A 24,390-nucleotide genomic window follows, 5' to 3' on the forward strand; every position below is an offset into this window, starting at 1 on the left:
CAACCGCCCGCCGATGCAAAGTGAATAGCCAGCGCCCGGCATTTGCGTAGAATGATCGCAGCCGCTACCGCATCGCCGACTATCGGCGCGCATGCCGCATTAGGATTGAGAATGACACTTGCGGCAATGGAGGAAGATCGAACCGGTCCGCACCGGCGCGGCGGTCTGCTCAACATCTTCAAGAATGTCGCCTGGCTGATGGGGGGCAAGGGCTTCGGGGCGATCTGCTCCATCGCCTATCTCGCCATTCTGTCACGCTCGCTCGGTCTCAAGGACTTCGGTCACTTCTCGCTCATATTCGCGACCGGCCTTGCGCTGGTCGCCGTGGCGAGCTTCCAGACCTGGCAGACCGTCGTGAAGTTCGGCGCCGAACCGTCGCGCCTCAAGGACTGGCGCAGTTTCGGGCGGATCGTGTGGCTGTGCGGCGCCATCGATGTGTCCGGCGCGATGCTCGGAACGATGGTCGCCTTCGTCGTCTATTACGGCTTCGGGGAAGCGCTTTCGCTCAATCCCGAATTCATCGACATGGCTTTCTGGTTCAACGTCGCCCTGCTGTGGTCGCGGATGACGACGCCCAATGGCATCCTTCGCGTGCTCGACCGGTTCGATCTGGGCACCTATGTCGAAGCCGTGGTTCCTGCGGGCCGATTGATCGCGTCGCTGATCATCATTCTGGTCGGGCCGACCGTGGGGCGCTTTCTGTTCGCCTGGGCCTTCTTCGATCTGCTCACGGGATTGCTCTACTGGATCGTCGCCTGGCGCCTGGTGCCCAAGGCGCTCAATCGCGAAAACTTCGGCCATTTCCGCGAAACCGTGTCGACGCACCCCGATCTGCCTAAATTCTTCGGCATAACTTACGGCAGTTCGACGCTCGATGCGATCTACAAGCAGGGGCCGGTGCTCGCCGTCGGTTTGCTCTTGGGTACGAGCGCGGCCGGTCTCTACCGCCTCGCCGACCAGCTGGGTCAGGGCATCGGCAAGCTGTCGGGCATACTGACGCGCGCGATTTTCCCCGAATTCGCGGTCGCACGCACCACGCAGGCCATCGACATGTTCCGCAAGCTGGTGCGCCAGGTGTCGCTGATTGCAGCGTTGAGCGGGGTCTGTGTCACTCTGGTCGCCATTTTCCTGGGCGAACCGCTGCTGATGCTGATCGGCGGCGATGCCTATATCGCCGGTGCGGCAGTGCTCATCCCGCTGGCGGTCGCTGCGTCGTTCGAACTCGCATCTGTCGCCTATGAGCCGATGCTCTATTCGACAGGGCATGCCCAATATCCGCTGATGATCCGGCTGGCGGCTGTCGCCGTTCTAGGGGTAGGGATCATGCTGCTGTCACCGATGGGACCGATCGGCGTCGGCATCGCGGTAGCTTTCGGCATGGCCGTATTGTGGGTGCTGATGAGCGCGACCGTGTGGCATGTGATGCGCAGTCTGGTGAAGGCGGAGCAGGCCAAGTGACATCGGCACTGGTGCTGGCCGGCACGCGCGCCGGCGGCGATCCGCTTGCCGGACTGGAAGGCAAACCGCACAAGGCGCTCATAGAGATAGAGGGCAGGCCGCTGCTCGAGCGGGTCGTGGCGGCGCTGCGACTGGCCGGGATGGAGCGCATCGGCGTGTCATGCGACGAAGGACCTGTCGCAGACCTCGCCCGATTGCTGGAATGCGAGGTTGTGCCCACAGGGGCGGGGCCGAGTGAAAGTGCCGCAATCGGCTTTGCCCGGTTCGGCGCACCGCTCGTCCTGACCACCGCCGATCATGCCCTGCTGCGTCCGGAATGGGTACGCGAACTGGTGAATGGGACGCCGGACGATGCCGATCTCGGCGTCGCGCTGGCGAAACGGGATGACATCGAACGCGCCTTGCCGGGAAGCCGGCGAACCTATCTGCGATTTGCCGACGGGGAATGGTCGGGCTGCAATCTGTTCTACCTGCGAACCTCCCGGGCCCAGCACGCCCTTGCGACGTGGAACAATGTCGAAAAAGATCGCAAGCGGCCATGGCGGATAGTCGGCAAGCTTGGGGTGTCCACGCTTGTCTCCTATGCCTTGGGCCGTCTCGGTCTGGGCGATGGCATTGCCCAATTGGGGCGGCGGATCGGTATCGAAGCGCGGTTGGTTAGGGCTTCCGATGGGCTCGCTGCCGTCGATGTCGACAAGCTCCAGGACCTGGAAGATATCCGGGGCTTGCTGGCGCGATCCTCGGCCTAGTCGGATGGGGCGGGTCTGCCTGACCGCAGGCTACTGGATGCCCAGGATCAGGAAGGCGGTCAGGATAAACCCGATCCCGATCAGCGCCACCGACAGCGCACGCCAGCGGCCCATGCCCTGCCACATGCCTGTAAAGCCCCGCCGGATCGCTACCCTGTCACCTCGCTCGCGTGCGATCCGCAGCGAATAGATGGCTGCCCCCGAAACGGACAGCGCCGTCATCGCCAGACCGAACAGGAACCACACCAGCTTGGTCCAGTAGCCGCCGAAAGATCCGAAATGCAGCGGGTCTGCCATTTCGCCGATGCGCTGGTGAAGGCTGAGATCGCGTCCATCGGTCGTCAGCAGCACCTCGTTCGTACTGGTGTCGACATAGACCGCGTTCGAACGGGGGCGGACCAGCACCGCTTCGAAATCGCCGTTGATCTGAAGCACCGCATCGTCGGTGGGCAAGGCTACCGCCTCCACGCGAAGGCCCGGATAGGCTGCGAGCGCGGCATCGATTGAAGCGCGCAAGTTTCCACTGCCGGTCCGCTCGCTGGCAACGGCTTCGCGTTCTACCTTCGGTTGGGGCGGAGCCTGGCCGCCCAGGCTTTCAATGAAATACCAAACGCCGGTCAGCGAAATCAGCGCGACGAACCACAGCGACCACACCCCTGCCAGGCGGTGAAAGTCGCCCCACCATGTACGGGCGTCGCGTTTGCGCAGCGGCTTGGCAAAGCCCCTCCACCACTTCTTGTACACGAAGAAGGACGTGATCAGGGTGATCAGCAACAGGAAGGCGAGCGATGTGACGATCGGCACGCCAAGCCACGTGGGCAAGTTGAGATGGCGGTGCATGTTCCTGAGCACACGCTGCGCGCCTGCCCAGGGGCCGGTTCCCTGAATTTCGCCGGTCGTGGGATGCGCGTGCAGGAAGAACAGCTCGCCATTCTTGTTCTCGACCGTGACTTTCGCAGCAAAGGCCGAAGCGGTTGGCGCGTTGATATATGTGACCTTTGAAACGCCGGGATATCCGGACGCATTCTCGGCGATGTCCGCCCAGGCGACCGGGCCTTCGACAGTGGATGGCGCAACCCGCAGGCTCGGCTGGAGGACCCAGTCGATTTCCGCACTCAACACGGCCAGCGTCCCGGTGAAGAGAATGAAGGTCATGAACAGGCTGAGCTTCAGCCCCGTCCACTGATGCACGACCCACCATATGCGCGCAGCCTTGGGCCTGGGCTTGGCCTTGTCGAGCGGGCGTACCCCGCTACCGAGCGTGCGCGCCATTTCCATCAGAAGCGGTAACCGATTTCGAGAAAAGCCGAACGCGGCTCGCCGGGGAAGTGTCCGGTGCGCGAGATGAAACCCGACGCGGCGTAAGTCTTGTCGAACAGATTGTCGACGCGCGCCATCGCCCGGATCGGGCCGGTCTCGTAGATGAGCGAGGCGTCGAACACCATGTACGCGTTGACCGGCTGGCCATCGATGCTCACGCGGCTCGATACGTAATCGCCGCCGACTGCCGCCGCCAGACCGAGCATGGGAAACTGGTAGCGGGTCCAGAAGCCGAGCTGATGTTCCGGTGCGTTGGCGAAACGGTCACCTACAGCGTTCGAAAAGCCGCCACCGCCATTGTCCGCCGTGATGCGGGTGTCGTTATAGCCATAGGCAACCGTGACCACCCAATCGGGCGTGATGTCCGCTGCCAGATCGAACTCGATCCCTTTGCTGGTGATTTCGCCAATCGACACGAGATCGTCGACCCCGTCATCGCCGATATCGCCCCGTGGGTCGGTCTGAAGGATATTCGTTCGCCGAATGCGATAGGCGGAAAGGGACGATTGTATTCGGCCGCCCATCAGCGCGGTTTTCAGCCCACCCTCGTAGATGTCGCCCTCGGTCGGTGCGAACGGGCCGCCTGCCAGCGGGTTCTGCGAACTCGCACTCTGCGGCTCGAAACTGGTGGCATATTGCCCGAAGGCGGAAATATCGTCTGTGATCCGATAGACTGCACCTGCGCGATAGGTCGTTTCCTTGTCTTCGAACACCGTTCCGTCGGCATCGTCGCGGAAGCTGTCGCGGCGAATACCCCCGGTAAGTATGAGCCTGCCGATCGTGAGTTCGTTCAACAGGTAATAACCGGTGCGCGTCCCTTCGGTCAGCGTCACATTGAACGGCCCCTGCTCGTAGGTTGCAGGGTCGGACAGGCCGTATTGCGGATCGAACAGGCTGATGGGGTTGGGGAGGCCGGGCGTGGCCTGCGTTGTCCCGCGCAGCGAGCGGCCCTGGAAATACTGGTCCGAAATGAAATGGTCGAACCCGGCAAGCACACGGTTTCCGATCGTGTCGGACAGCTGCGTTGCCCAGACCGCATTGCCCCCGAACGACCAGGTTTCCTGCGTGCGCATCTGGTCGCGAAATTCGCGGATCGATGCATCGATCACGCCGTCCCCATCGGAATCGAACAGGCCGCGCGGCTCGTGATAGTTCTGCACCTCGACCGCATTGTTGTAGCGTGCCGTCGCATCGAGCGAGAGGCCATCGAACGGTTCGGCTTCGATGCGCATCTGGAACACATCGGATTCGAGATTCAGAAAATCGCCCGGCTCGTTGTGATTCCACCGCCGATCGGTGAGGAACTTGCCGTTATCGTCCACCGGCACACCGCGAATGCGGTTGGCGTCGAGCTCTTGGTCGTAGCGGGTCGCCTGGATGTCCACACGGATCGGACCGGGATCGAACGACACCCCGCCATCGGCAATCAGCGTGCGCGAAGCGGCATTGAACCGGAAGGTGCCGCGATCTTCGTAGAACAGGCCGCCACGTGCCGCAAAGCCTCGACCAAGCGGCACGTTGAGTTCGGCCGAACCGCCCCAGCGATCTTCGGTGCCGGCGATCGCCTTGACCTGACCTTCGAACCTGTCGGCCTGCGCTTTCTTGGTGATGTAGTTGAACAGGCCGCCCGGTGCGCCGGGGCCATAGAGCATTCCGCTCGGTCCCTTCAGGAATTCGACCCGCTGCACGTTGAACAGCTGCGGGACGGAAAATCCGGCATAGGGGTCGCCGCGCAGCCCGTCATAGAAGATTTCCTCCTGCCGGAAGCCGCGCGCCGTCACTCCGGCGTAGGAGAAGAAACTCACGCCGGAGATGTTCCGATAGAGATCCTGTGCATCGCGTGCGCCCTGATCTTCGATCAACTGCTCCGTGATCGTCGTGATGACGAGGCTGGATTCGAGGGGCGGGGTGTCGAGCTTTCCCGAGCTGGTCTCTTCCACCCGGTACAGCTTCTGCGCGCGCCCGGTGACGACGATGGCATCCGCATCGTCATCGGAAATGGCGCTCGCACCGTTCTGTGAGCCTGGGGCCGCCTGATCGCGTTCGACCTGCTCCGCCGCATCCGGCGCGTGAAGCGAAGCTACGGATGTCGCACGGTTGTGCGAGCTCAGGTCCGCTCCCGCCTGTCCGGCGTGCTCTGCTGAAGCTGGCGCATGCAGCATGCCCGAAGCGGTCGCACCCATCTGCGGGCTTAGGTCGGCGCCCGCCTGTTCGGCCTGCTCTGCTGAAGCTGGCGCATGGAGCAAACCCGAAGCGGCCGCGCCGATATGCGGGCTTAGGTCCGCTTCGCCCTGCTCGACCGGCTTCGCTGCAGCCGGCGCATGAAGCAAAGCCACAGCCGCCGCACCGATCGATAGATAACCCCTCACGAACACCCTCCTGCGAATCGTTCGCAAGTCGCCTAGGTGGATCGCATGGTGCCGTCAATGATAATGGCTCTCAATAGCACAGTTGCGCGCCGGTTATGGTTTAGTTTGGATAGGATCGCCGGCGTGCCAGCGCCACTGATCTAAGCCGGCCGCACGCGATCGGGCGGCGCATTCGCCGTCGACGCGGCGCCGCGATCAACGGGATTCGATGGCTCCATCGTCGGAGCCGATTGTCAGGGGGATGGACTGTTTGGTGCGGTCGAGAAGACTCGAACTTCCACGGCCTTGCGGCCACAACGACCTCAACGTTGCGCGTCTACCAGTTCCGCCACGACCGCACACAGTCTGCTCGGGAGCGAATCCGCTTGGCGTCGCCCCCGTCGGTAGGAGCGCGCCACTAGCAGTGGCGCATCGCCCCGGCAAGCATCTTTATTGCGTGAAATGGAAACCTAGCGCGGTGCCCAGCCCACATCGGCAAAAACTGCCGATTTGGGCACGTCGGTTACCGCTTCATTGATCGTCAGATCCTCGCCAGGCGCAAGGCTCGACTGCGGCGGCTGCACGACCCAGCTGTAGACCTGCCGTTCGCGCTGATCGCGCAGCACGATCAGGATCGGCGGGATTGGCCGGGTTTCGCGCGCCGTATTCTTGACGATGATCCGCGCCCCGAAAAACTCGGTGCCGTTGGGAAGCGTGCGTCGTTCCTGCTGCTCGACGGGGAACGACAGTTCGAGATCGGGTTGGGCAGCGCCGAACAGTGGACGCGTGACCGGCACCCATTCGGGCACGCCGACGTAATTGACCGCCACCACGGTCCCGAGGGCGATCACCGCAAAGATCGCTGCCGCCCAAGTCCAAAGGCGATTGATGTTGAGCCGCCGCCTGAAGGGCGGGGCATGATCGAAGCGCGACGGCCCGCGCTCGTCTTCCGGCCTGGGGGGAGGAGGCAGATCGTCCTGCACATCGCCATAGGGCGGGGCAGTCTCGTCGAAATCCGGTCCATCCCGCGGCGGCATCTCTTCTGCTGCGGGAGCCTGATTACCGCGATCCGCCACTGCGGGATCGGTGTAGACCGCTGCGCTGGTGCGGGGTGGCGAAGCCTTGGGCGGCGCCGGCGGCGGAGCGGGCGGTGCGGGTGACGGCGCAGGAATATCCTGAACTGCCGCGAGCCGATCCGCATCGGGCCCATCCTGGAACCAGCTGTGTTTGCATTTCGCACAACGCACGGTCCGCCCTTCGATACCGATAGCGCTGTCGGGAACGACGTAGCGCGTGGCACAGGCAGGACAGGCAATGATCATGATGACCCAAGCCTTAAGGTGCCATGCGAATCACGACAAGCGACAGGCCTGTTCGCAAAGCGCAAGAACCGCTTTTTTCCACATGCAAGCGTGGTTATAGGCTGTTTGCGACGATGGCGGGTGCTCCTTTTCTCTTTATCCCACTGGCCGGGCAGTGAGCATGGCCGAAGATGAGATCGTGCAATTCGACAATGTCGGCTTGCGTTACGGTACCGATCGCGAAGTGCTGTCCAACGTATCGTTCACTCTGTTCCCGGGCCGTTTCTATTTTCTCACTGGAGCCAGCGGGGCCGGCAAGACGTCTTTGCTCAAGCTGCTCTATCTCGCCCAGCGTCCCTCGCGCGGGGCGATCCGGATGTTCGGCACCGACGTGATCACGCTGCCGCGCGATCGTTTGCCCGCCTATCGCAGGCGCATGGGCGTGGTGTTTCAGGACTTCCGCCTGGTCGACCATCTGTCCGCCTTCGACAATGTCGCCCTGCCCCTGCGCGTTGCCGGCGTGCGCGAAGCGGACCTGCAGGCGCCGGTTGCCGACATGCTGGAATGGGTCGGGCTCGCGCAGCGGGCCGATGCGCGGCCCGCCACTCTTTCGGGCGGCGAACAGCAGCGTGTCGCCATTGCTCGCGCGGTAATCGGACGGCCCGACATGCTGGTGGCTGACGAGCCGACCGGAAACGTCGATCCCGAAATGGCGCTCAAGCTCATCCGCCTGTTCGAAGCGCTCAACCGGCTGGGCACCACCGTGGTGGTCGCGACCCACGATGTGCATTTGCTGCGCAAGGTTCCCGATTCTCTGATCATGCGGCTCGACAAGGGAATGCTGGCCGATCCGACCGGTGCCCTTCGCTATCCCCCGCGCCGGGTCGGGGCAGGTACATGACTAGGCCGCCGGCGCTTACCCGGGCCGTGGAGCGCGGGCTCGCACCCTTTCGTGGGCGCCGCGCCGCTCATCTGCTGCCCCGTGCCCGGCTGGGCGGGCCGATGCCCTGGGTCATCGCGATCATGGTGGCGCTGACCGTACTTGCCGCGGGCGGTGGGCTGGCGCTGGACAACCTATCCGATCGGGCACGTGGCGATCTGGCGGGCAGTGCAACAGTGCAGATCGTCGAAGCCGATCCGGGCCAGCGCGACCGACAGGCGCAGGAGGCAGCCGCTATCCTGTCGCAGGACGGCGCTGTCGAAGAACTCGAGATCGTGCCTCGGGAAACTGTCGAGCAATTGCTCGAACCCTGGCTGGGTACCGACAACCCACAGGATACCGTCCCTATCCCGGCATTGATCGATCTGCGGCTGACCGACGACGCCGACGAGGCGACACTCGAACGGCTGCGCGACCTGCTGGCCGAGCGTGCGCCCGCCGCGCGTATCGATGCACAGGCGCAATGGCTTGCGCCGGTGCTGTCTGCATTGTCGGCACTGGGCTGGGCGGCATTGGGGCTGATCGGCCTGCTGGCCTTCACCGGGGCAGCCGCCGTCTGGCTGGCAGCGCGCAATGCGCTCGGCACCAATCGCGACACGATCGAGATCGTTCACTTGCTTGGCGGTAACGACGACCAGATCGCGCGGATCTTCCAGCGATCCATCCTTGCCGATGCGGCAGTCGGCGGAACGCTCGGCTTCGTGATCGGCACTGCAGCGGTCTGGCTGATGGGCCTGCAGTTCTCGGCACTCGATTCCGGCCTGGTTGCCGGGGGCGGCCTGCAAATGTCGGACTGGCTGGTCTTGGCACTTGTCCCCGTGGGGGCGGTTGTTCTAGCGGTGCTGACGGCGCGGTTCACCGTGCTTGCCACGCTCAGGAAAATTCTGTGATCCTCCGTTTCTTTGCCGCCGCTTTGCTGGTCTACGCATTCGGCTTTCTCGGCTTTGCCGTTTCGCTGCCAAAGCCCCTCGCGGGCGAGCCGACCGATGCCGTCATCGTACTGACCGGAGGTCCAGGCCGGATTGCGCGCGGCCTGTCGGTGGTGGATCAGGGGCTGGCGAAGGAAATGTTCGTGTCCGGTGTCGATCCCGAGGTTCGTCCCGCCGAATTTGCCGCTGAATTCGACGTGTCGCGCGGCACGATGGAATGCTGCGTAAAGCTCGGCTACCTTGCTGTGGACACGCGCACCAATGCCGGTGAAGCTGCCCAGTGGCTGCGGGAAAACAAGTTTACCTCCGTCCGTCTGGTGACGACCGATTGGCACATGGCCCGCGCCAGCTCGGAATTCGAGGAAACGCTGCCACCCGATATCCGCGTAGTGGAGGATGCCGTCACGTCCCACCCCAGCCTGGCGACGCTGTTTCTGGAATATAACAAGCTGCTCGCCGCAGTGGTGTCGCAAGGCTTGCCGAGCTGATCCGTGATGCGCTTCATCCGCAATATCGCCTTTTACTTCGCTTTCTACATCGGCAGCCTGCTGATCACCTCCGCATCGCTTATCGCCCTGACCTTCAGCGTCGAGGCCTTTCGTCGGCGCGTGCGCAACTGGGCGCAGTGGCAGCGCTGGTGTCTGGTCAATCTGCTCGGTTGCGAACTGGTATTGGAAGGCGCCCCGCTCGAAGAACCGGTGCTCTATGCGATCAAGCACGAGAGCTTCTTCGAGGCGATCGATGCGCCTGCCCTGTTCGACACGCCAAGCGTGTTCGCCAAGCAGGAACTCTTCAACATTCCGCTTTGGGGCCGTGCCGCTGCGTCTTTCGGCCTTGTGCCTGTGGCCCGCGAGGCCGGCGCCAAAGCACTGATGCAGATGATCCGATCGGCCAAGGCACTGGTTGCTGACGGACGCCCGCTGGTGATCTTCCCGGAAGGCACGCGCGTACCCCATGGCGAGGTACGCCCGCTGCAATCGGGCTTTGCCGGACTTTACAAGATGCTCGGTCTGCCAGTGGTCCCCGTCGCCGTGAATAGCGGGCCGGTGTACCACAAACGGCTGAAAAAGCCGGGTCGGATCATCTACCGCTTCGGCGAACCGATCCCACCGGGGCTGCCCCGTCCCGAGATCGAGAAACGGGTCCTCGCGGCAATCAACGCGCTCAATGAGAGGGGCTCTGATATCGCGCCTTGATTATAATCTGCTGAGGCAGGGATCAGGATTCGCGATCGAGAGTAGTGGCAAGCTCCAGTAACCGGGGCCCCTCCAGTTCCCCAACCAAGGCGAGCGCGGCCTCGCCATCTTCCCAGTACGCAACCGGAACGCCGTTGTTCAGCTCCATCGACGGGCTGTCGCCAATGGATGTGTCTTCTTCTGCTGCAAACAGGGATACTCGTTCGTCATCTGCCGTGACCATGGTCAGCACGACCGAATTTCCCAGATCGGATGGGTAGAGCTGGGCATCGGTCACTACCCAGTCGACGGGAATTTCGGGCAGATCGACACCGGTGGCATCGAAAATTTCGCCTCTGTCGACGTCGCTGGTCTCTATTTGCGAAACCATTTTCGCGCGCACGCTGCTCGCGACATAGGCTTCCTGAGCTTCACTGATAAGCGATGCCGCGCTCGCGGGCGGGGCGAAATTCGCATCGAGCGCGTTGGCGATCCAGCCGCTGGCGAACAAGGCGACTGCTGCGGACAGCCTCATGAATCGCTCGCGGCGATGGTTGTCGTTGCTCGCACGCAATTCGGTGTTCTGCGCCAGTCCAATACTGGCGATGGTAGGTGCCTGGATCTGTCCTGTGGTGGGAGCAAGTTCCTTCCCGGAGGGCGCCACCTTCTCTTTGCTGTAATAACAGGCAAAGAACGGATGGAGGTGGCGATCTATGTAGGCATCGACATAGGCGATGTCTTCGCTGGAAAGATAATCGACATAGCCTCCCACCTTCCCTCGGCGTACCTTGAAGCTTTCCGGATTATGCGGATCTGCCGGGCGTAGGCGCTCGTGGCCGAAGCTGTCATGCAGCTCGGCCTTGCGCATGTTACGGAACGATGCCTTTTCGACGATTTCCTGAAGCAGGGTTTCATCCGGATCGGGAAGACCGAGAAATTTCGCCGTGCTGCGGATGACTTGCCGAGGATCTGCATGCATTTCCTCGTAAGAAACCCAGAGGAAATCACGCGGCACATAACGCGCTTCGGCCCAGGCATTATAGAACGCTACGATTGCGTCGACGCTGCCCTTTTCTTCGTGAATGAAGGACGAGATATCGCAATCGATCACCTTCATTCTATTCTTGGCGTCGAAATAATAGGATACCAGAACGTCACGCGGATCGCGCGTGAGCAGCAGAACCCGCTTATTGCGATAGCGGGACTTGTCTTCTTCTGCCTCGTGCCCGAACTTGAGGTTGGGGCTGTCGTCATGAGTGAAGCCGATGTTCGGAATGCCCGACGAAAGTTTCCAGAAGTGCTGAAGCTCCATCGGGTTTTCGACCTTGAGCCCATACTGAGCGCACACCATGCTGCCGAGCATCGTTCGAAGCCAGGTTCTGCCGGACTTTGGATAGGACAGGACATAGCCGTCTCTCGCCCAGGCACTCGCTAGGCGCCGCATCGCGAGCAGCGCGCCTTTGTTCCGGATCGATTTGGGTAGAAGCAACTCGCCTGCCGAAAACGCGAAATCCCGGAAAAACATGCGAATCGCCATCAGACATGGCTCCGAGGTTGTTGATGTGCAAGCGAGCTCAGTCAGTCGACAATAAAACGTCCCAGCTTTCTTACCAGACCCGCAAATGGGGGTATCATTATGGTTAATGGGTGCGCCGAGACGGTACGATTCCCCTGGCGATGCAGCGCTTCAATGATCTCCGCGTCCGAAATCGGGTCTGGCATCATCCTGGCCTTCCTCGATGATCGAGCGGCGGATGGTGCGGGTCTTGTCGAACAGGTCGAACAGCGTGTCGCCGTCGCCATTGCGGATGGCGCGCTGAAGGCGGCTGAGATCTTCGGTGAAGCGGCCCAGTACTTCGAGCACGGCATCGCGATTGGACAGGAAGACATCGCGCCACATGGTGGGGTTGCTGGCGGCGATACGCGTAAAATCGCGGAACCCGCCGGCCGAATACTTGATCACCTCGCCCCGCGTCACATCCTCCAGATCGCTGGCCGTGCCGACGATCGTATAGGCGATGAGGTGCGGAATGTGGCTGGTCACCGCGAGCACCAGGTCGTGATGTTCGGCATCCATGATCTCGACCGTCGCCCCCAGTCCTTCCCAGAACCGGGTGAGCGCGTCCACAGCGTCCGGCGGTGTATTCTTGCCGGGCGTGACGATGCACCAGCGATGCCGGAAGAGCTCGGGAAATCCGGCATCCGGCCCGCTATTCTCCGTCCCGGCGACGGGGTGCGCGGGAATGACGATCGCATCCGGAAGGGCGGCCGCAAGGGCATCGCCCACGCTGCTCTTGGACGAGCCCACATCGCTGACGATTGCGCCGGGTTCGAGATGCGGTGCGATCGCTTCGGCAGCATAGCCCATCGCGCCGACAGGTACGCAAAGGATCACCAGATCCGCCCCGCGGACCGCCTCGGCAACCGTGTCGCAGACCTCGCCCACAAGCCGGCGCCCGGCTGCGCGCTGGCGCACATCGGGATCGGCATCCCATCCCGTCGTCGTCATGCCGGGTAGCATCTGCTGCACCGCCAGCCCGACCGATCCGCCGATCAGCCCGAGCCCGACGATGGCGACGCGTTCGATAGTCATGACTGCGCTCCGCACAGGCTGCGCAGCACCGCAGCGATCTCGTCCATCTGGGACGGCGTGCCGATGGTGATCCGCAGCGCCTGCGGCAGGCCCTGGCCGGGCAGGTGGCGCACGGCATAGCCGGCCGCGGCGATGGCCTGCAGTGCAGTTTCCGCCGCAAGCGCGCCTTCGAATACGACCAGCACGAAATTCGCCTTGCTCGGTAGCGCGCGAAGGCCATGATTTCCCAGCGCTTCGATCTGTTCGGCGAAGCGCGCGCGTGCCGCAATGTTCGCATCCCGCGATGCGGCGACGAAGCTCTGGTCGGACAGCGCCGCCAGCGCCGCACGTTGCCCGCTCGCCGTGATATTGAACGCCCCGCGCAGCCGGTTCAGCGCATCGATCAGATGCGGCGCACCGGTCGCCCAGCCCACGCGTTCGCCCGCGATGCCATAGGCCTTGGCGAACGTTCGGGTGACGAGCACATTGTCGTTGTTCGCGGCCAGTTCCATACCTCCATCGTCCTCGCCTTCGTCGAGGAATTCGGCATAGGCCTGGTCGATCACCAGCAGCATGTTCGTCGGCAGTCCGGCATGCAGTCTGGCAACTTCGTCACGCGGCAGCCATGTGCCGACCGGGTTGTTGGGATTGTCGAGCAGGACGACCCGTGTGCGCTCCGTCACTGCGGCGAGCAGCTTGTCCACGTCGGGCGCATAGTCCGTGTCTTCAGCCAGCACGACCGTCGCGCCGACCTTGTGCGCAAGCAGGGGGTAGAGCGAAAAGGAATAGCGCGGGAACAGCACCTCGTCGCCGGGGCCCGCAAATGCCTGTACCGCGCCATGGAGGCATTCGCCAGAACCGGTGCCGCACACGATCCGCGCCGCATCGATGCCGTGAAGTGCGCCGATCGCTTCGCGCAGCGCCGTGGCGTCGGGGTCGGGGTAGAGGTGGGGTTCATGCCCCTGCGCCAGAGCGGCGAGCACAGCCGGGCTGCAACCCATCGGGTTCTCGTTGGCCGACAGCTTGACCAGCTTGCGCCCGTCCTCACCCCTGGACTTGCCCGGAACATAGGCATGGATGCCCTCGATCCAGGGTTTCATGTTGGGCCGGTCCATTTTCTCGCTCGCTGCCATGTCAGTTTCTTCGCATGAAAGAATATCGGCCCTTCGACAAGCGCAAGGCTAGGCGATAGAGACAGGGTTTGATTGTTTCACCCCAAGGTCCGATTTGAACGCCCACTCGCAAACACTGACGCTCCCCGGTTCGCTGCCGCTCGATGGCGGGGGCGAACTGACGCGCGTGGAACTGGCGTTTGAAACCTATGGCGAACTGAATGCGGACCGGTCGAACGCGATCCTTCTGTGCCATGCCCTCACGGGGGATCAGTATGTCGCCTCTCCGCATCCGATAACGGGCAAGCCCGGTTGGTGGGAACGGATGGTCGGGCCGGGCAAGCCGATCGATACGGACCGTTTTCATATCATCTGTGCCAATGTCATCGGCAGTTGCATGGGTTCTACGGGCCCGGCGAGCGAGGCGAGCGATGGCCATCCTTACGCCATGCGCTTTCCCGTCATCACCATCCGCGACATGGTCCGCGCGCATATCGGGTTGCTGGATATGCTCGATATAGAAACGCTTCACGCCGTGGTCGGCGGTTCGATGGGCGGGATGCAGGCCCTCAGCCTGGCGGCGAACTGGCCCGATCGGGCGCGCCGCGTGCTGGTGATTGCATCGACCAGCCGGCACTCGGCGCAGAATATCGCCTTTCACGAACTTGGCCGTCAGGCCATCATGGCCGATCCACGCTGGCAGGACGGGAGTTATTACGGCGGCGATGGGCCCGACAACGGCCTGGCCGTTGCGCGCATGGCAGCGCATATCACCTATCTTTCCGAAGAGGCGCTGACGGGCAAGTTCGGCCGCAACCTTCAGGATCGTGAGGCCAAGAGCTTTGGCTTCGATGCCGATTTTCAGGTCGAAAGCTATCTGCGCTATCAGGGCAGCGGATTTACCCGCCGCTTCGATGCCAACAGCTATCTCTATATCACGCGGGCGATGGATTATTTCGATCTGGCCGAAGAACACGGCGGCAAACTGGCCGATGCTTTCGCCGGAACGGATGCGCGCTTCTGCCTCGTCAGCTTCGATAGTGACTGGCTCTATCCAACCAGCGAAAGTCGCCATGTGGTGCATGCGCTCAATGCTGCAGGGGCTGCGGTCAGCTTCGTCGAACTGTCTGCACCGCATGGGCATGACAGTTTCCTGCTCGATGTGCCGGCGCTTGACCGGGTGATCGGGGGGTTCCTGGGATGAGCGCGGCGGCAATCGATCAACGTCCCGATCTGGCAGCTATTGCCAGCCGGATCACGCCCGAAAGCAGAGTGTTGGATATCGGTTGCGGGGACGGCGTGCTGATGATGGCCCTGCGCAACAAGGGCTGCGACGTGCGCGGGATCGAAATCGACGGCGCCTGTGTCGAGCGTTGCGTATCGCAGGGCCTTTCGGTGGTGCAGGGCGATGCGGACAGCGACCTCGGCGATTATCCCGACAAGGGCTTCGATTATGCCGTCCTCAGCCAGACGCTGCAGACCGCCTCGCGGCCCGACCGGATGCTCGACGAATTGCTTAGAGTGGGCACGCGGGCCTTCGTCAGCTTTCCCAATTTCGCCCACTGGCGCACGCGCGCGGCGCTGATGTTCGGCGGGCGGATGCCGGTGACGCGGAGCATTCCGGTAAGCTGGTATGAAACGCAGAACATCCACCACGTCACGGTCCACGATTTTCGCGAACTGGCTCGCGAAAAAGGCGCTACGATAGTGCGGGACTGGTATTTTGCCGGCAAGCGGCCGGTATCGCGTGCGGGCGCCAATATGCGCGCCGAATTCGCTGTCTTCGAACTTTCGCGCTGATCCTTCAGGCCGGCTTCTTCGGTACGGCCGCCACCACCGGGTCGTGACCCCAGTGCCGCACCAGCGCGAGCACGTCGGCGCCAGCAAGGCCCAATGTCCCGGTATTGCGCAAGGGGTGGACGTTCATCCGGTCGCTTGTGGCGAGTTCCTCGTCGATCACCACGGTGATGCTGCCCGGCTGCGCCTCGATCATCGCCAGCGGCGTCACAGATCCGGGCGCTACGCCCAGCAGGCGCTCCATATCATCGGCCTTGCCGAAACTGACGCGTTTGCAGCCGATGGCATGGGGAAGGGCTTTCAGATCGACCCGGGCCTTTGCGGGAACAGTAACCAGCCAGAAAGCCCCGCCTGCATCCTTCAGGAACAGGTTCTTGGTGTGAGCGCCGGGAATATCCGCGTCGATCGACCGGCTCTCCTCGACGGTGAAAACCGCGGCATGCTCATGCGCGGCAAACGGGATCGCAAGCGTCGCCAGGTCGGCCAGCAATCCCGCTTCGCCTCTTTGCACGTGGTTTTACGATCCGATGCGGTGAAGGGCACACAGCTTGTTGCCATCGGGATCGCGCAAATAGGCGAGATACATGCCCGAACCGGGGCGTTCGCCCGGCGGGTCCTCGATCGCGGTGCCGCCGTTCGCCACGCCAGCGGCGTGCCATGCATCCGCCTGCTCCGGCGTCATCGCAAACCCTACGGTGCTGCCGTTGCCGGGGGTGGCATCCTTGCCGTCTATCGGCTTGGTGACCAGGAAAGCACCGCCGTTATGAAGATACATAAGGCGCCCTTTTTCGTCGACGATGGCTTCCTTTCCGCCGATCGCCTTGAAGGTCGCGTCGTAGAATGTTTTCGACCGATCGATGTCGTTCGAACCCACCATCATGTGACTGTACATCCGGTACTCTCTCCTTTGAGTTTCGATTCGCCACCTTAAGCGCTCGCCATAGGCTGGCAAGCCGCGATTGGCGCTGGTCGCTTGCGGTTCAGACTGGCAGGTCTAGAAGCGCGTCATGCTGACCTTTCTCGCCCCCATCGCCCTGACACTAGCCCAAGCGACGACCGGCGCGCCGCCGCTGCCGAAACTTACGCTCGAACAATCGAGCGCGCTGCGCTGTTCGGTCGCCTTCGGCATCGTTCATCGCCAGCAGGCTGATGGGGACGCTGCGGCAGCGCAGTATCCCGCCATGGCGCCCCGGGGGCAGGAATTCTTCGTCGGCGCCACTGCACGGCTGATGGACGATCTCGGCGCGGATCGCGAAACCATCATGGCGCTCGTGAAAAGGGAGAGCGCGGATCTGCTCGATACGCCCGAACGGATCGACGAGGTAATGCCCGCCTGCCTGATGATGCTGGACGCATCGGGGCTGTGAAGGTGCGTTCAGACAAAAGTCACCGCACGGGGCCTAGATCGCTGACCGAATCGCAGATTTCGCCGGGGTCTTTCATGCGCAAACTCGTACTTCCCGTGATGCTCGGTGCGCTCGCGTTGCCCGCTCCTGCCATTGCGCAGGCTAATGTGGATGATGCAGTGGCGGCACTTGGCGATCTGAGCCACCAGTTGCGCGACCCAGAGCGCCAGCGCGAAATGAAGCTGATGATGCAGGCAATGACCGAAGTGCTGCTCGACATGCCGATCGCCCCGCTGGCGCAGGCTGCCGCCGATATGGCGGGTGAGAAAGCGCAGGATATCGATCCCGCTCTCACATTGCGGAAGATGGCACCCGAAGCAGGCCGTGTCGGCGGTGACATGATGCGCAGCCTGCTACGCGCTGTGGAAGCTAACGAAGAACGTCGCGAAGGCGGGAAATAAGCCCCCTCTTTTCGGGTTCGCGCAGCAAATCGACCAGAATGGCGGCATCGTAAGGCTTTTCCAGAACGCAGCCGAGCGCGGCGATATCTTCGGGAATGTCCTGCGGCGCACCGGTCGAAAAGATGATGCGCGGGCTGTCCGGCCCAAGGGTGCGGACCAGTTCGGCAATCGCCCAGCCATCGTCTCGGTCGGCCAGATGAACGTCCAGCACGATCGCATCGGGGCGCTCGTCGCGAAGATGTTCCATCGCCTCTTCGGTAGACGTCGACAAGGCAACCTGCTTCACGCCGGCATCCAGCAGCGCATTCTCTATCGTGAGGCCGAGCACCGCGTCATCTTCGACCACCAGCACAAAGGCAGGCAGCTTCTTACGCGCGGTCGTAACGGATTGCTGCTTCATCGGGTCTCTTGAAATTGGCGAGTGCCGCGCTTCATCCAACAACGGGATGGTGGCCGCCGGGGTTCCCGGCAGTTGCATTTCAGTTCCACGCCGTGGCGCAAATACGACAGCCGATAACTCTCAGGAGTTCAGCGACTTTTCGAAAATGGCATATTCGCGATTGATGGTGCTCTGTATCGCATCGGCAATCGCCATCATCCCCTGATTGTCGTCGAGGATCCAACCAATTTCCGCCCGGCGGGTCTCGTATTTGTCTACCGCTACGTCACGGATCTGGCTGATCATCATGAAGGCTAGCTGGCTGGCGAGCCGCGAATTGTGCAGCTCTCGAAGCACGCCCATGAGTGGTACACGCATGCCCATCCGCCGCGGCTTGCGTAACCAGCGAAGGATATGGAACCAGCCGAACGGAAATAGCTTGCCATCCACCTTGCGCAGCACGTCGTTCATATCTGGGAACGTCAGCATAAATGCGACCGGCTTGCCGTCCAGTTCGGCGATCAGATTGAGATCGGGGTGGATGATCGGCTTCAGTTTTTTGCCGGCATAGGCGATCTCGGCATTGGTGAAGGGCACGAAGCCCCAGTTGTTGGACCACGCATCGTTCAGGATGGCGAGGATGGTTTCCACTTCCTCGTCCCACCGGCTGACATCGACGGGCCGCAGCGTGATGCGATCGTTACGCTGCCCTGACTGCACGATGCGGCGGATCAGCGGCGGAAAGTCGCTGGTTACGTCCAGATCATATGTCAGCAACGTCTTCGTACGCGAATAGCCTGCACTTTCGATCCATTCGCGGTAGATGGCCGGGTGATGCCCCATCATGATCATCGGATCGTGATCCTGCCCTTTGACCAGCAGACCCGGTTCTTCCCAGATCGACATCGATATCGGCCCGATGGCACGGTTCATGCCCTGGCTCGCCAGCCATTCCTCAGCGCGCTTCAGCAGGGCATGGGCGACGATTTCGTCCTCGGCGTCGAAATAGCCGAACATGCCGGCGCCCGGGCCAAATCCCTGCTCGCGCGGCAGTTCGAGCGCCAGGCGGTCGATATGCGCGGAAATGCGGCCTACCGGCTTGCCGCCGCGACGGGCCAGGAAAAGCTGGTGTGCGGCATGGCCGAAAAACGGGTTCTTTTCCGGATTGACCAGTTCCAGTTGTTCGGAACGCAGTTGCGGGACCCAGTGTGGTTCACGCGCCGCAAAGTCGCGACCGGTGTCGACGAAGGCCGCCCGCCCCGCCTTGCCCTCGACCAGTTCAATCACCACATTTGCATCGGACATTCGCGCAATACCTTCGTTCAGATTGCGTTAGCCCTGAGTGCGCTAGCTGATCTTTGTCAAGGAAACGCGGATGCGCGATCACTATGATCGACAGCGGGTGCTGTATCGCTCGCGTTATTTCGGCTAAGGCCTCCCGGGAAGCTTAATAATGAACGTGCAACAGACACAGATTTCGGCCGCCGATATCGTCTCGCGTCGTGACGCGGGATCGGGCTGGCACGCGCAAATTCCGGATGACAAGGCGATGCTCCGGGCCGCGCGCGACCTGACCAAGGACATCTCCGACCATCGGGCGGACATCTACTGGCCCGATATGATTGGATCGGCGCTGGTCGGCTATGGCTTGCTGGCGGGCGCGATTCTTGTCGATAGCGTGCCTCTTGCCATCGGTCTGGGCGTTCTGGCCGTACTCGCGCTTTATCGCGCGCTGTTGTTCATCCACGAAATTTCGCATTTCAGGAACGGTGCCTTGCCTGGTTTCCGCACCGCATGGAACGCGCTTGTCGGTGTCCCCATGCTGACGCCTTCCTTCATGTATGAACAGGTGCACACGCTGCATCACAAGCGCACGCAATACGGGACCACCGCGGATCCCGAATATCTGCCGCTGGCGCTGATGAAGCCGCTCAGCCTGCCAACCTTCGTGCTCGTCGCGCTTCTTGCGCCTGCTGCGTTGCTGTTCCGCTTCGCCGTGCTGGTGCCGCTGGGCGCGCTTTTTCGGCCCGTGCGCCAGCTGACGTGGCAGCGTTTCAGCGCGCTGGCGATCAATCCCGAATTTCGCCGCCGCCCTCCCGAAGGCGATCTGCCGCGGCGGGTGTTCTGGCTCGAGCTGGGCGGCATGCTGTGGAGCTGGGTGCTGATCGGCAGTGTCTTTGCTTTCGGCTGGAAGCCCTTGCTGGTGGCCCTGGCGATTTTCTCCGTGGTTGCCGTGCTCAACCAGCTGCGCACGCTGGTCGCGCATCTGTGGGAGAACGAAGGCGACGCGATGACTGTCACCGCGCAGTTCCTCGACAGCGTCAACGTGCCGCCGCCCGGGCGCATCGCCGAACTGTGGGCCCCCGTGGGCCTGCGCTATCATGCGCTGCACCACCTCATGCCCTCGATGCCCTACCACTCCCTTCCCGAAGCCCATCGCCGGCTGGTGGCGGAGCTGGAGAATACCTCGAGCTATCACGGTGCGAACCACGCCGGGATGGGCGTGCTGGTCGCACGGATCGCGCGCAACACCATGCGCCCGCGCGGCTGACGGCGCGCTGCGCAGCAAAAAGGCCGCTCCCCTCGGTGGGTGGGAACGGCCTTCGCATTTCACCCTGCCATCGACAGGGTAAACCAAACTTTTTCCCGGCCTATTCTTCCGTGCGGATAAGCACGGTTTCCCCGATCAGCAGGAACAGCAGGAACGGCGACCAGGCTGCAAGGAAGGGCGGATAGCCGCCAAAACTGCCCATGGCCAGCGCTGCGTTGTCGACCACGAAATAGGCAAAGCCCAGCGCCATCCCGATCACCGCGCGCACGAACAGCTGGCCCGACCGCGCCAGCCCGAAAGCGGCCACTGCGCCCAGGAGCGGCATGAGGAAAGCCGAGAGCGGCCCGGAAATCTTGTGCCACCATTTCGCGCGCAGTTCGGATGTGCGGCGCCCGGCGCGTTCGAATTCCGCGATCGAGCTTCCCAGCGTCCAGAAGGGTTCGCCATCGGGGTCGATCTTCGCCAGGTCGATCTGTTCGGGCAACAACCCTTCGCCCACCACGACGCTGGCCGGATCGTCGGTTACTGCATTCTGGACGTTGAAGCGGGTCAGTCCCCCTTCGAGCCGCCATCCCGGCCCGGCATAGCGTGCCCGGTCAGCATCGATCTGCTCCACGATCATTCCGTCGGGATTGCGCCGGTACCAGGTCACCTTGCGCATGGCGATCGCCTCGCCTGATCCGGCGACATAGGCGGCGGTCAGGATATTGTCGCCATCGGTCAGATAGACGTTGGTCTTCACCCCGCTTTCCGTCGGGATCGGCCCATATTCGACCGCCTCCCACGCCTTCAGCGTCTGGGTCGATTTCGTCACGACCTGTTCGTTGAAGACGAAGGTCGCCACCGACACGATGCCTGCCGTCAGCAACAGCGGCGCCAGCACTTGATGCGCCGACAGGCCGGCCGCCTTCATCGCGATCACCTCGCTGTTCTGGTTCAGCGTCACCAGCGTGATCAGCGTCGCCAGCAGCACGGAATAGGGCAGGAAGCGCGAAATAAGCTGCGGCACGCGCAATCCCGCATAGGTCAGCAATTCGCCTTGCCCGTTACCCGGTACTGCGAGGATTTCGCCGCTCTTCGACAGCAGGTCCAGCATCAGCAGCACCAGCACCAGGACGAACAGCATCGCCGCGATGCGTACGGTGAAGAGCTTTGCCAGATAGACGGTCAGCGTGCGCGAGGGGAAGAAGTCGAGTTGCATCGGATCCCGTTATTCGGCCGCAGCCAGATCGATCTTGACCGAACGGCGACGGAACAGCCTGCCGATCCGCTTGGTCATCTTCTCGAACCAGATTTCCAGCGCACCGATGGCCTGCCCGCCGGGTACATGCGCCACCCGCCAGTACATCCATATGATCAGTGCCGCGAACAGGAAGAATGGCCCCCACAATGCCAGGATCGGATCGACCCGGCCCAGCGCGGCGACATCTTCGCCGTACTGGTTCACCTTGTGATAGGCGACCACCATCACGATGGACAGGAACACGCCCAGCGCGCTGGTCGATCGCTTGGGCGGTACGCCCAGCGCCACGGCCAGTAGCGGCATCAGCGCCATCATCACCACTTCCACCAGCCGGAAGTTGAAGCTTGCCTGGCTGGCGTCGCGCTGCCCTTCCGGCAGCGATGAATTCCACCCGATCCGCAGCAGTTCGGGCAGGATATATTCGCGTTCGGCATCGCCGCGGGCGCGGAACTGGTCGACCGTGGGCAGGTCGATCGGCAGATCGTGGCGGGTAAAGGTAAGGACGCGCGGCGTCTGGCTGCCGGTTTCCTGCACGATGGTGCCATTGGTCAGGCGCAGGATGATCGTGTCGGGATTGTCGGACGTCGCCAGGAATGCGCCTTCCTTGGCGGAAATCGACAGCACCTGGTTCTTGTCGTTCGCCACGCGGGCGAAAATGCCCTGCAGCCGGCGGCCGTCGTCTTCGCTGCCGTCGATCCGCAGCGCCATCCGGTCGGCCAGCGTGGTGAATTCGCCCACCTTGATCGATGCGCCCAGCGCACCCGATCGCAGTTCGTATTCCATCTGCTCGTAATAATAACGGCTGACCGGCTGGATGAAGAACACCAGCGCCACATTGACGATCATCAGCACGGCCGTGATCGCAAACGGCACGCGCAGCAATCGCCCATAGCCGAGGCCGACGGCGCGAAACACGTCGAGTTCGCTGCTGGTCGCCAGCTTGCGGAAGGCTAGCAATACGCCCAGCAGCAATCCCAGCGGAATGGCAAGGCTGGCATATTCGGGCACCAGCGCGATCAGCATCTTGAACACGACGCCGACAGGACCGCCTTCGACCGCGACGAAATCGAACAGCCGCAGCATCTTGTCGAGCACCAGCAGCGATGCCGCGATGGCGAAGACCGACAGCATCGGCACGATGACGAGCCTGAAGATGTAACGGTCGATGCTGGGCAGGAACTTGAGCAAGATTTCGCCGGATCAGTTGTCTTGGACCACGGCCCTAGCGCGCTTTTGAGCGCAGGTCATGCCCTTCGTGGGCGTGGCCGGGCATTCAGGCCTTTTCGAGCGTGCATTGCAGCGGGTGCTGGTTCTGCCGCGCGAAATCCATCACCTGATGGACCTTGGTCTCGGCGACCTCGTACGGAAAGATCCCGCATACGCCCACGCCCTTCTGGTGAACATGCAGCATCACCCGGGTCGCTTCTTCCATGTCCATCTTGAAGAACCGCTTCAGCACGATGACGACGAATTCCATCGGCGTGTAATCGTCGTTCAGCAGCAAAACCTTGTACTGGCTCGGCTTCTTGGGCTTGGCCCGGGTCTTGGTGGCAATACCCAGCTGGCCTTCGCCGTCACGCGATTCGTCGTCGTTTCCGGCGGCGCGGACGGGCAGGCGGGGCGGGGAATAAAACATTACGTGACCCATTATCGTATCGGTTTGCCAAATCGCAAGGCGTCAGCGGCCAGCAAAGCCATTTGCAGGACAAGAAAGCACGGCTGCGCGGCGTAAACGACAAAAAATGGGCCGGATGGTTCGAAACCATCCGGCCCACGGTGTCCAATTCGCCGGGCTTTGGGAGAGAGGAGAGAGGGCCCGGCGGAATTGAATTCGGTCGAACGCGCTCAGGCGGCCTTCGAAACCTTGTCGACGGCCAGGCTCATGCGGTTCGAAACCGGTGCGAAGGCTTCGTTGGCCAGCTTCAGCATGGCTTCGGTGTTCTTCGACGTGGTCGAAACCATGGCGTCGAAATTGCGGCGGGCGATTTCGCCCTGCAGCTGGAACAGTTCGGTCGGCGATTTGATCGCGGCGAACTTCTTGACGTCGCCCTGGACGGTTTCGGCAGCCGACTTGGCTTCGTCCATATAGGTGCGGCCCATGTCCTGCATGCCGGCAGCCAGGATCTTGCCCGATTCGACCAGCGCTTCGATGTTGCCCTTCTGGAACTCGACGGCGTCCTTGGTCATTTCGGTACCCTTTTCATAAGCGGCCTTGGCGCGGGTCTGCATGTCGGCAGCCATTTCTTTCGCCTTGGCGGTATATTCGATATTGGTGGTCTTGTTGGCAGTGGCCATGATCGTATCCTTCAACTGGGAAATCGAACTGCGCTTGGCGGGTGTCGCCTTGGCAGGAGCGCCCTTGGTCGAGGACGCCGGTGTAGTCTTGGCAGCAGCGGTTTTCGGTGCGGCCTTCTTCTTCTTTGCAAGTGCCTTCTTCGGCTTGGTCTTTCCTGCAGATGCCTTCGCCTTGGGGGCGGGCTCGGCAGCGACGGCATCGGCCTTGACCGGAGCGGAAGCTCCGGCATCGACAGCCTTTTCGACTGCCTTGGCGTCTACCGGCTGCTTGGCCGAATTCGCGGTCTTTTTCTCGGCGGCGTCGGCAAATGCCTTTTCAGCGGCCGCATCGATTTTACTCTGGCTATCAGCCATGGGAGACCTCGCTTTGTTGCACTGCACAAAATAGGCATTGCACCCGCGAAGTCAAGGATT

Annotated in this window: 25 protein-coding genes and 1 tRNA gene; 11 read left to right on the forward strand and 15 right to left on the reverse strand. The window is 62.4% G+C overall.

Annotated elements, in window-relative coordinates:
* Window positions 1-111 precede the first annotated feature (111 nt).
* Both AC13F2_RS05740 and AC13F2_RS05745 read left to right on the forward strand, forming a co-directional pair.
* Window positions 112-1,458, forward strand: coding sequence for a lipopolysaccharide biosynthesis protein (locus AC13F2_RS05740; RefSeq protein WP_482964441.1), 1,347 nt, complete (start codon window positions 112-114; stop codon window positions 1,456-1,458).
* Window positions 1,455-2,207: a nucleotidyltransferase family protein gene (locus tag AC13F2_RS05745; RefSeq protein ID WP_482964440.1), complete on the forward strand. Its 753-nt coding sequence runs from the start codon at window positions 1,455-1,457 to the stop codon at window positions 2,205-2,207. The genes AC13F2_RS05740 and AC13F2_RS05745 overlap by 4 nt, the downstream gene beginning before the upstream one ends.
* Before the next feature lie 30 nt (window positions 2,208-2,237).
* On the opposite strand, the gene AC13F2_RS05750 is transcribed toward AC13F2_RS05745, so the two are convergent.
* The 4 genes from AC13F2_RS05750 to AC13F2_RS05765 form a co-directional block, all read right to left on the reverse strand.
* Window positions 2,238-3,485 (reverse strand): PepSY-associated TM helix domain-containing protein, encoded by a 1,248-nt coding sequence (locus AC13F2_RS05750; RefSeq protein WP_482970455.1) that lies wholly within the window; start codon window positions 3,483-3,485, stop codon window positions 2,238-2,240.
* The gene (locus tag AC13F2_RS05755; RefSeq protein ID WP_482964438.1) at window positions 3,485-5,896 is read right to left on the reverse strand and encodes a TonB-dependent siderophore receptor; all 2,412 of its coding nucleotides are present in this window, start codon (window positions 5,894-5,896) and stop codon (window positions 3,485-3,487) included. Before AC13F2_RS05755 ends, AC13F2_RS05750 begins: the two co-directional genes overlap by 1 nt.
* A 251-nt stretch (window positions 5,897-6,147) precedes the next feature.
* A tRNA-Leu gene (locus AC13F2_RS05760) sits at window positions 6,148-6,234 on the reverse strand.
* 111 nt (window positions 6,235-6,345) lie between these two features.
* Complete coding sequence (locus AC13F2_RS05765) at window positions 6,346-7,197, reverse strand: zinc-ribbon domain-containing protein (RefSeq protein ID WP_482964437.1); 852 nt, start codon at window positions 7,195-7,197, stop codon at window positions 6,346-6,348.
* 160 nt (window positions 7,198-7,357) lie between these two features.
* On the opposite strand from AC13F2_RS05765, the gene ftsE reads away from it, so the two are divergent.
* The 4 genes from ftsE to AC13F2_RS05785 are packed head-to-tail and all read left to right on the forward strand — an operon-like array spanning window position 7,358 to window position 10,241.
* A complete protein-coding gene (gene ftsE, locus AC13F2_RS05770) occupies window positions 7,358-8,077 on the forward strand; it encodes a cell division ATP-binding protein FtsE (protein WP_248284505.1) in 720 nt (239 codons plus the stop codon).
* Window positions 8,074-9,006, forward strand: a complete 933-nt coding sequence (locus tag AC13F2_RS05775; protein ID WP_482964436.1) for a cell division protein FtsX — start codon at window positions 8,074-8,076, stop codon at window positions 9,004-9,006. Before ftsE ends, AC13F2_RS05775 begins: the two co-directional genes overlap by 4 nt.
* Window positions 9,003-9,533: a YdcF family protein gene (locus tag AC13F2_RS05780; RefSeq protein ID WP_221596347.1), complete on the forward strand. Its 531-nt coding sequence runs from the start codon at window positions 9,003-9,005 to the stop codon at window positions 9,531-9,533. The genes AC13F2_RS05775 and AC13F2_RS05780 overlap by 4 nt, the downstream gene beginning before the upstream one ends.
* Window positions 9,534-9,539: 6 nt before the next feature.
* Entirely contained in the window at window positions 9,540-10,241 is a 702-nt protein-coding gene (locus tag AC13F2_RS05785; protein WP_482964435.1) for a lysophospholipid acyltransferase family protein, read from the forward strand.
* 22 nt (window positions 10,242-10,263) lie between these two features.
* Here the strand turns inward: AC13F2_RS05785 and AC13F2_RS05790 are convergent, their stop codons facing one another.
* From AC13F2_RS05790 to AC13F2_RS05800, 3 genes are all read right to left on the reverse strand, one after another.
* Complete coding sequence (locus tag AC13F2_RS05790) at window positions 10,264-11,745, reverse strand: sulfotransferase domain-containing protein (protein WP_482964434.1); 1,482 nt, start codon at window positions 11,743-11,745, stop codon at window positions 10,264-10,266.
* 162 nt (window positions 11,746-11,907) lie between these two features.
* Window positions 11,908-12,813 (reverse strand): prephenate/arogenate dehydrogenase family protein, encoded by a 906-nt coding sequence (locus AC13F2_RS05795; protein WP_482964433.1) that lies wholly within the window; start codon window positions 12,811-12,813, stop codon window positions 11,908-11,910.
* Window positions 12,810-13,925 carry a pyridoxal phosphate-dependent aminotransferase gene (locus AC13F2_RS05800; RefSeq protein WP_482964432.1) on the reverse strand — a complete coding sequence of 372 codons (1,116 nt, stop codon included), beginning with the start codon at window positions 13,923-13,925 and terminating at the stop codon, window positions 12,810-12,812. The genes AC13F2_RS05795 and AC13F2_RS05800 overlap by 4 nt, the downstream gene beginning before the upstream one ends.
* Before the next feature lie 94 nt (window positions 13,926-14,019).
* Here AC13F2_RS05800 and metX point away from each other — a divergent pair, with 94 nt between their 5' ends.
* Together metX and metW are read left to right on the forward strand one after the other, a co-directional pair.
* Entirely contained in the window at window positions 14,020-15,108 is a 1,089-nt protein-coding gene (metX, locus tag AC13F2_RS05805; protein WP_301642118.1) for a homoserine O-acetyltransferase MetX, read from the forward strand.
* Window positions 15,105-15,704, forward strand: coding sequence for a methionine biosynthesis protein MetW (gene metW, locus AC13F2_RS05810; RefSeq protein ID WP_482964431.1), 600 nt, complete (start codon window positions 15,105-15,107; stop codon window positions 15,702-15,704). The genes metX and metW overlap by 4 nt, the downstream gene beginning before the upstream one ends.
* A 4-nt stretch (window positions 15,705-15,708) precedes the next feature.
* Here metW and AC13F2_RS05815 read toward each other — a convergent pair whose 3' ends face one another.
* Entirely contained in the window at window positions 15,709-16,191 is a 483-nt protein-coding gene (locus tag AC13F2_RS05815) for a prolyl-tRNA synthetase associated domain-containing protein (RefSeq protein WP_247714177.1), read from the reverse strand.
* A gap of 27 nt (window positions 16,192-16,218) precedes the next feature.
* Window positions 16,219-16,593 (reverse strand): VOC family protein, encoded by a 375-nt coding sequence (locus AC13F2_RS05820; protein ID WP_103022241.1) that lies wholly within the window; start codon window positions 16,591-16,593, stop codon window positions 16,219-16,221.
* A gap of 115 nt (window positions 16,594-16,708) precedes the next feature.
* On the opposite strand from AC13F2_RS05820, the gene AC13F2_RS05825 reads away from it, so the two are divergent.
* Window positions 16,709-17,068, forward strand: a complete 360-nt coding sequence (locus AC13F2_RS05825; RefSeq protein ID WP_482964430.1) for a hypothetical protein — start codon at window positions 16,709-16,711, stop codon at window positions 17,066-17,068.
* A gap of 74 nt (window positions 17,069-17,142) precedes the next feature.
* A complete protein-coding gene (locus AC13F2_RS05830; RefSeq protein ID WP_397489188.1) occupies window positions 17,143-17,508 on the forward strand; it encodes a hypothetical protein in 366 nt (121 codons plus the stop codon).
* On the opposite strand, the gene AC13F2_RS05835 is transcribed toward AC13F2_RS05830, so the two are convergent.
* Window positions 17,477-17,908, reverse strand: coding sequence for a response regulator (locus AC13F2_RS05835; protein ID WP_272019826.1), 432 nt, complete (start codon window positions 17,906-17,908; stop codon window positions 17,477-17,479). The two genes, AC13F2_RS05830 and AC13F2_RS05835, sit on opposite strands and share 32 nt — an antisense overlap.
* Window positions 17,909-18,028: 120 nt before the next feature.
* Window positions 18,029-19,192 (reverse strand): N-acetyltransferase, encoded by a 1,164-nt coding sequence (locus AC13F2_RS05840; protein ID WP_482964429.1) that lies wholly within the window; start codon window positions 19,190-19,192, stop codon window positions 18,029-18,031.
* 148 nt (window positions 19,193-19,340) lie between these two features.
* Between AC13F2_RS05840 and AC13F2_RS05845 the strand changes: the two genes are divergently transcribed.
* Window positions 19,341-20,438, forward strand: a complete 1,098-nt coding sequence (locus tag AC13F2_RS05845) for a fatty acid desaturase family protein (RefSeq protein ID WP_482964428.1) — start codon at window positions 19,341-19,343, stop codon at window positions 20,436-20,438.
* Window positions 20,439-20,538: 100 nt separating this feature from the next.
* Here AC13F2_RS05845 and lptG read toward each other — a convergent pair whose 3' ends face one another.
* From lptG to AC13F2_RS05865, 4 genes are all read right to left on the reverse strand, one after another.
* Entirely contained in the window at window positions 20,539-21,639 is a 1,101-nt protein-coding gene (gene lptG / locus AC13F2_RS05850; RefSeq protein WP_103022247.1) for an LPS export ABC transporter permease LptG, read from the reverse strand.
* A 9-nt stretch (window positions 21,640-21,648) separates the two neighbouring features.
* Window positions 21,649-22,869: an LPS export ABC transporter permease LptF gene (gene lptF / locus AC13F2_RS05855; protein ID WP_103022248.1), complete on the reverse strand. Its 1,221-nt coding sequence runs from the start codon at window positions 22,867-22,869 to the stop codon at window positions 21,649-21,651.
* An 85-nt stretch (window positions 22,870-22,954) separates the two neighbouring features.
* A complete protein-coding gene (clpS, locus tag AC13F2_RS05860) occupies window positions 22,955-23,317 on the reverse strand; it encodes an ATP-dependent Clp protease adapter ClpS (RefSeq protein WP_196846962.1) in 363 nt (120 codons plus the stop codon).
* Window positions 23,318-23,526: 209 nt separating this feature from the next.
* Entirely contained in the window at window positions 23,527-24,330 is an 804-nt protein-coding gene (locus AC13F2_RS05865) for a phasin family protein (protein ID WP_482964427.1), read from the reverse strand.
* Between the last annotated feature and the right edge of the window lie 60 nt (window positions 24,331-24,390).

This window comes from Qipengyuania sp. L-5Y (assembly GCF_056859455.1).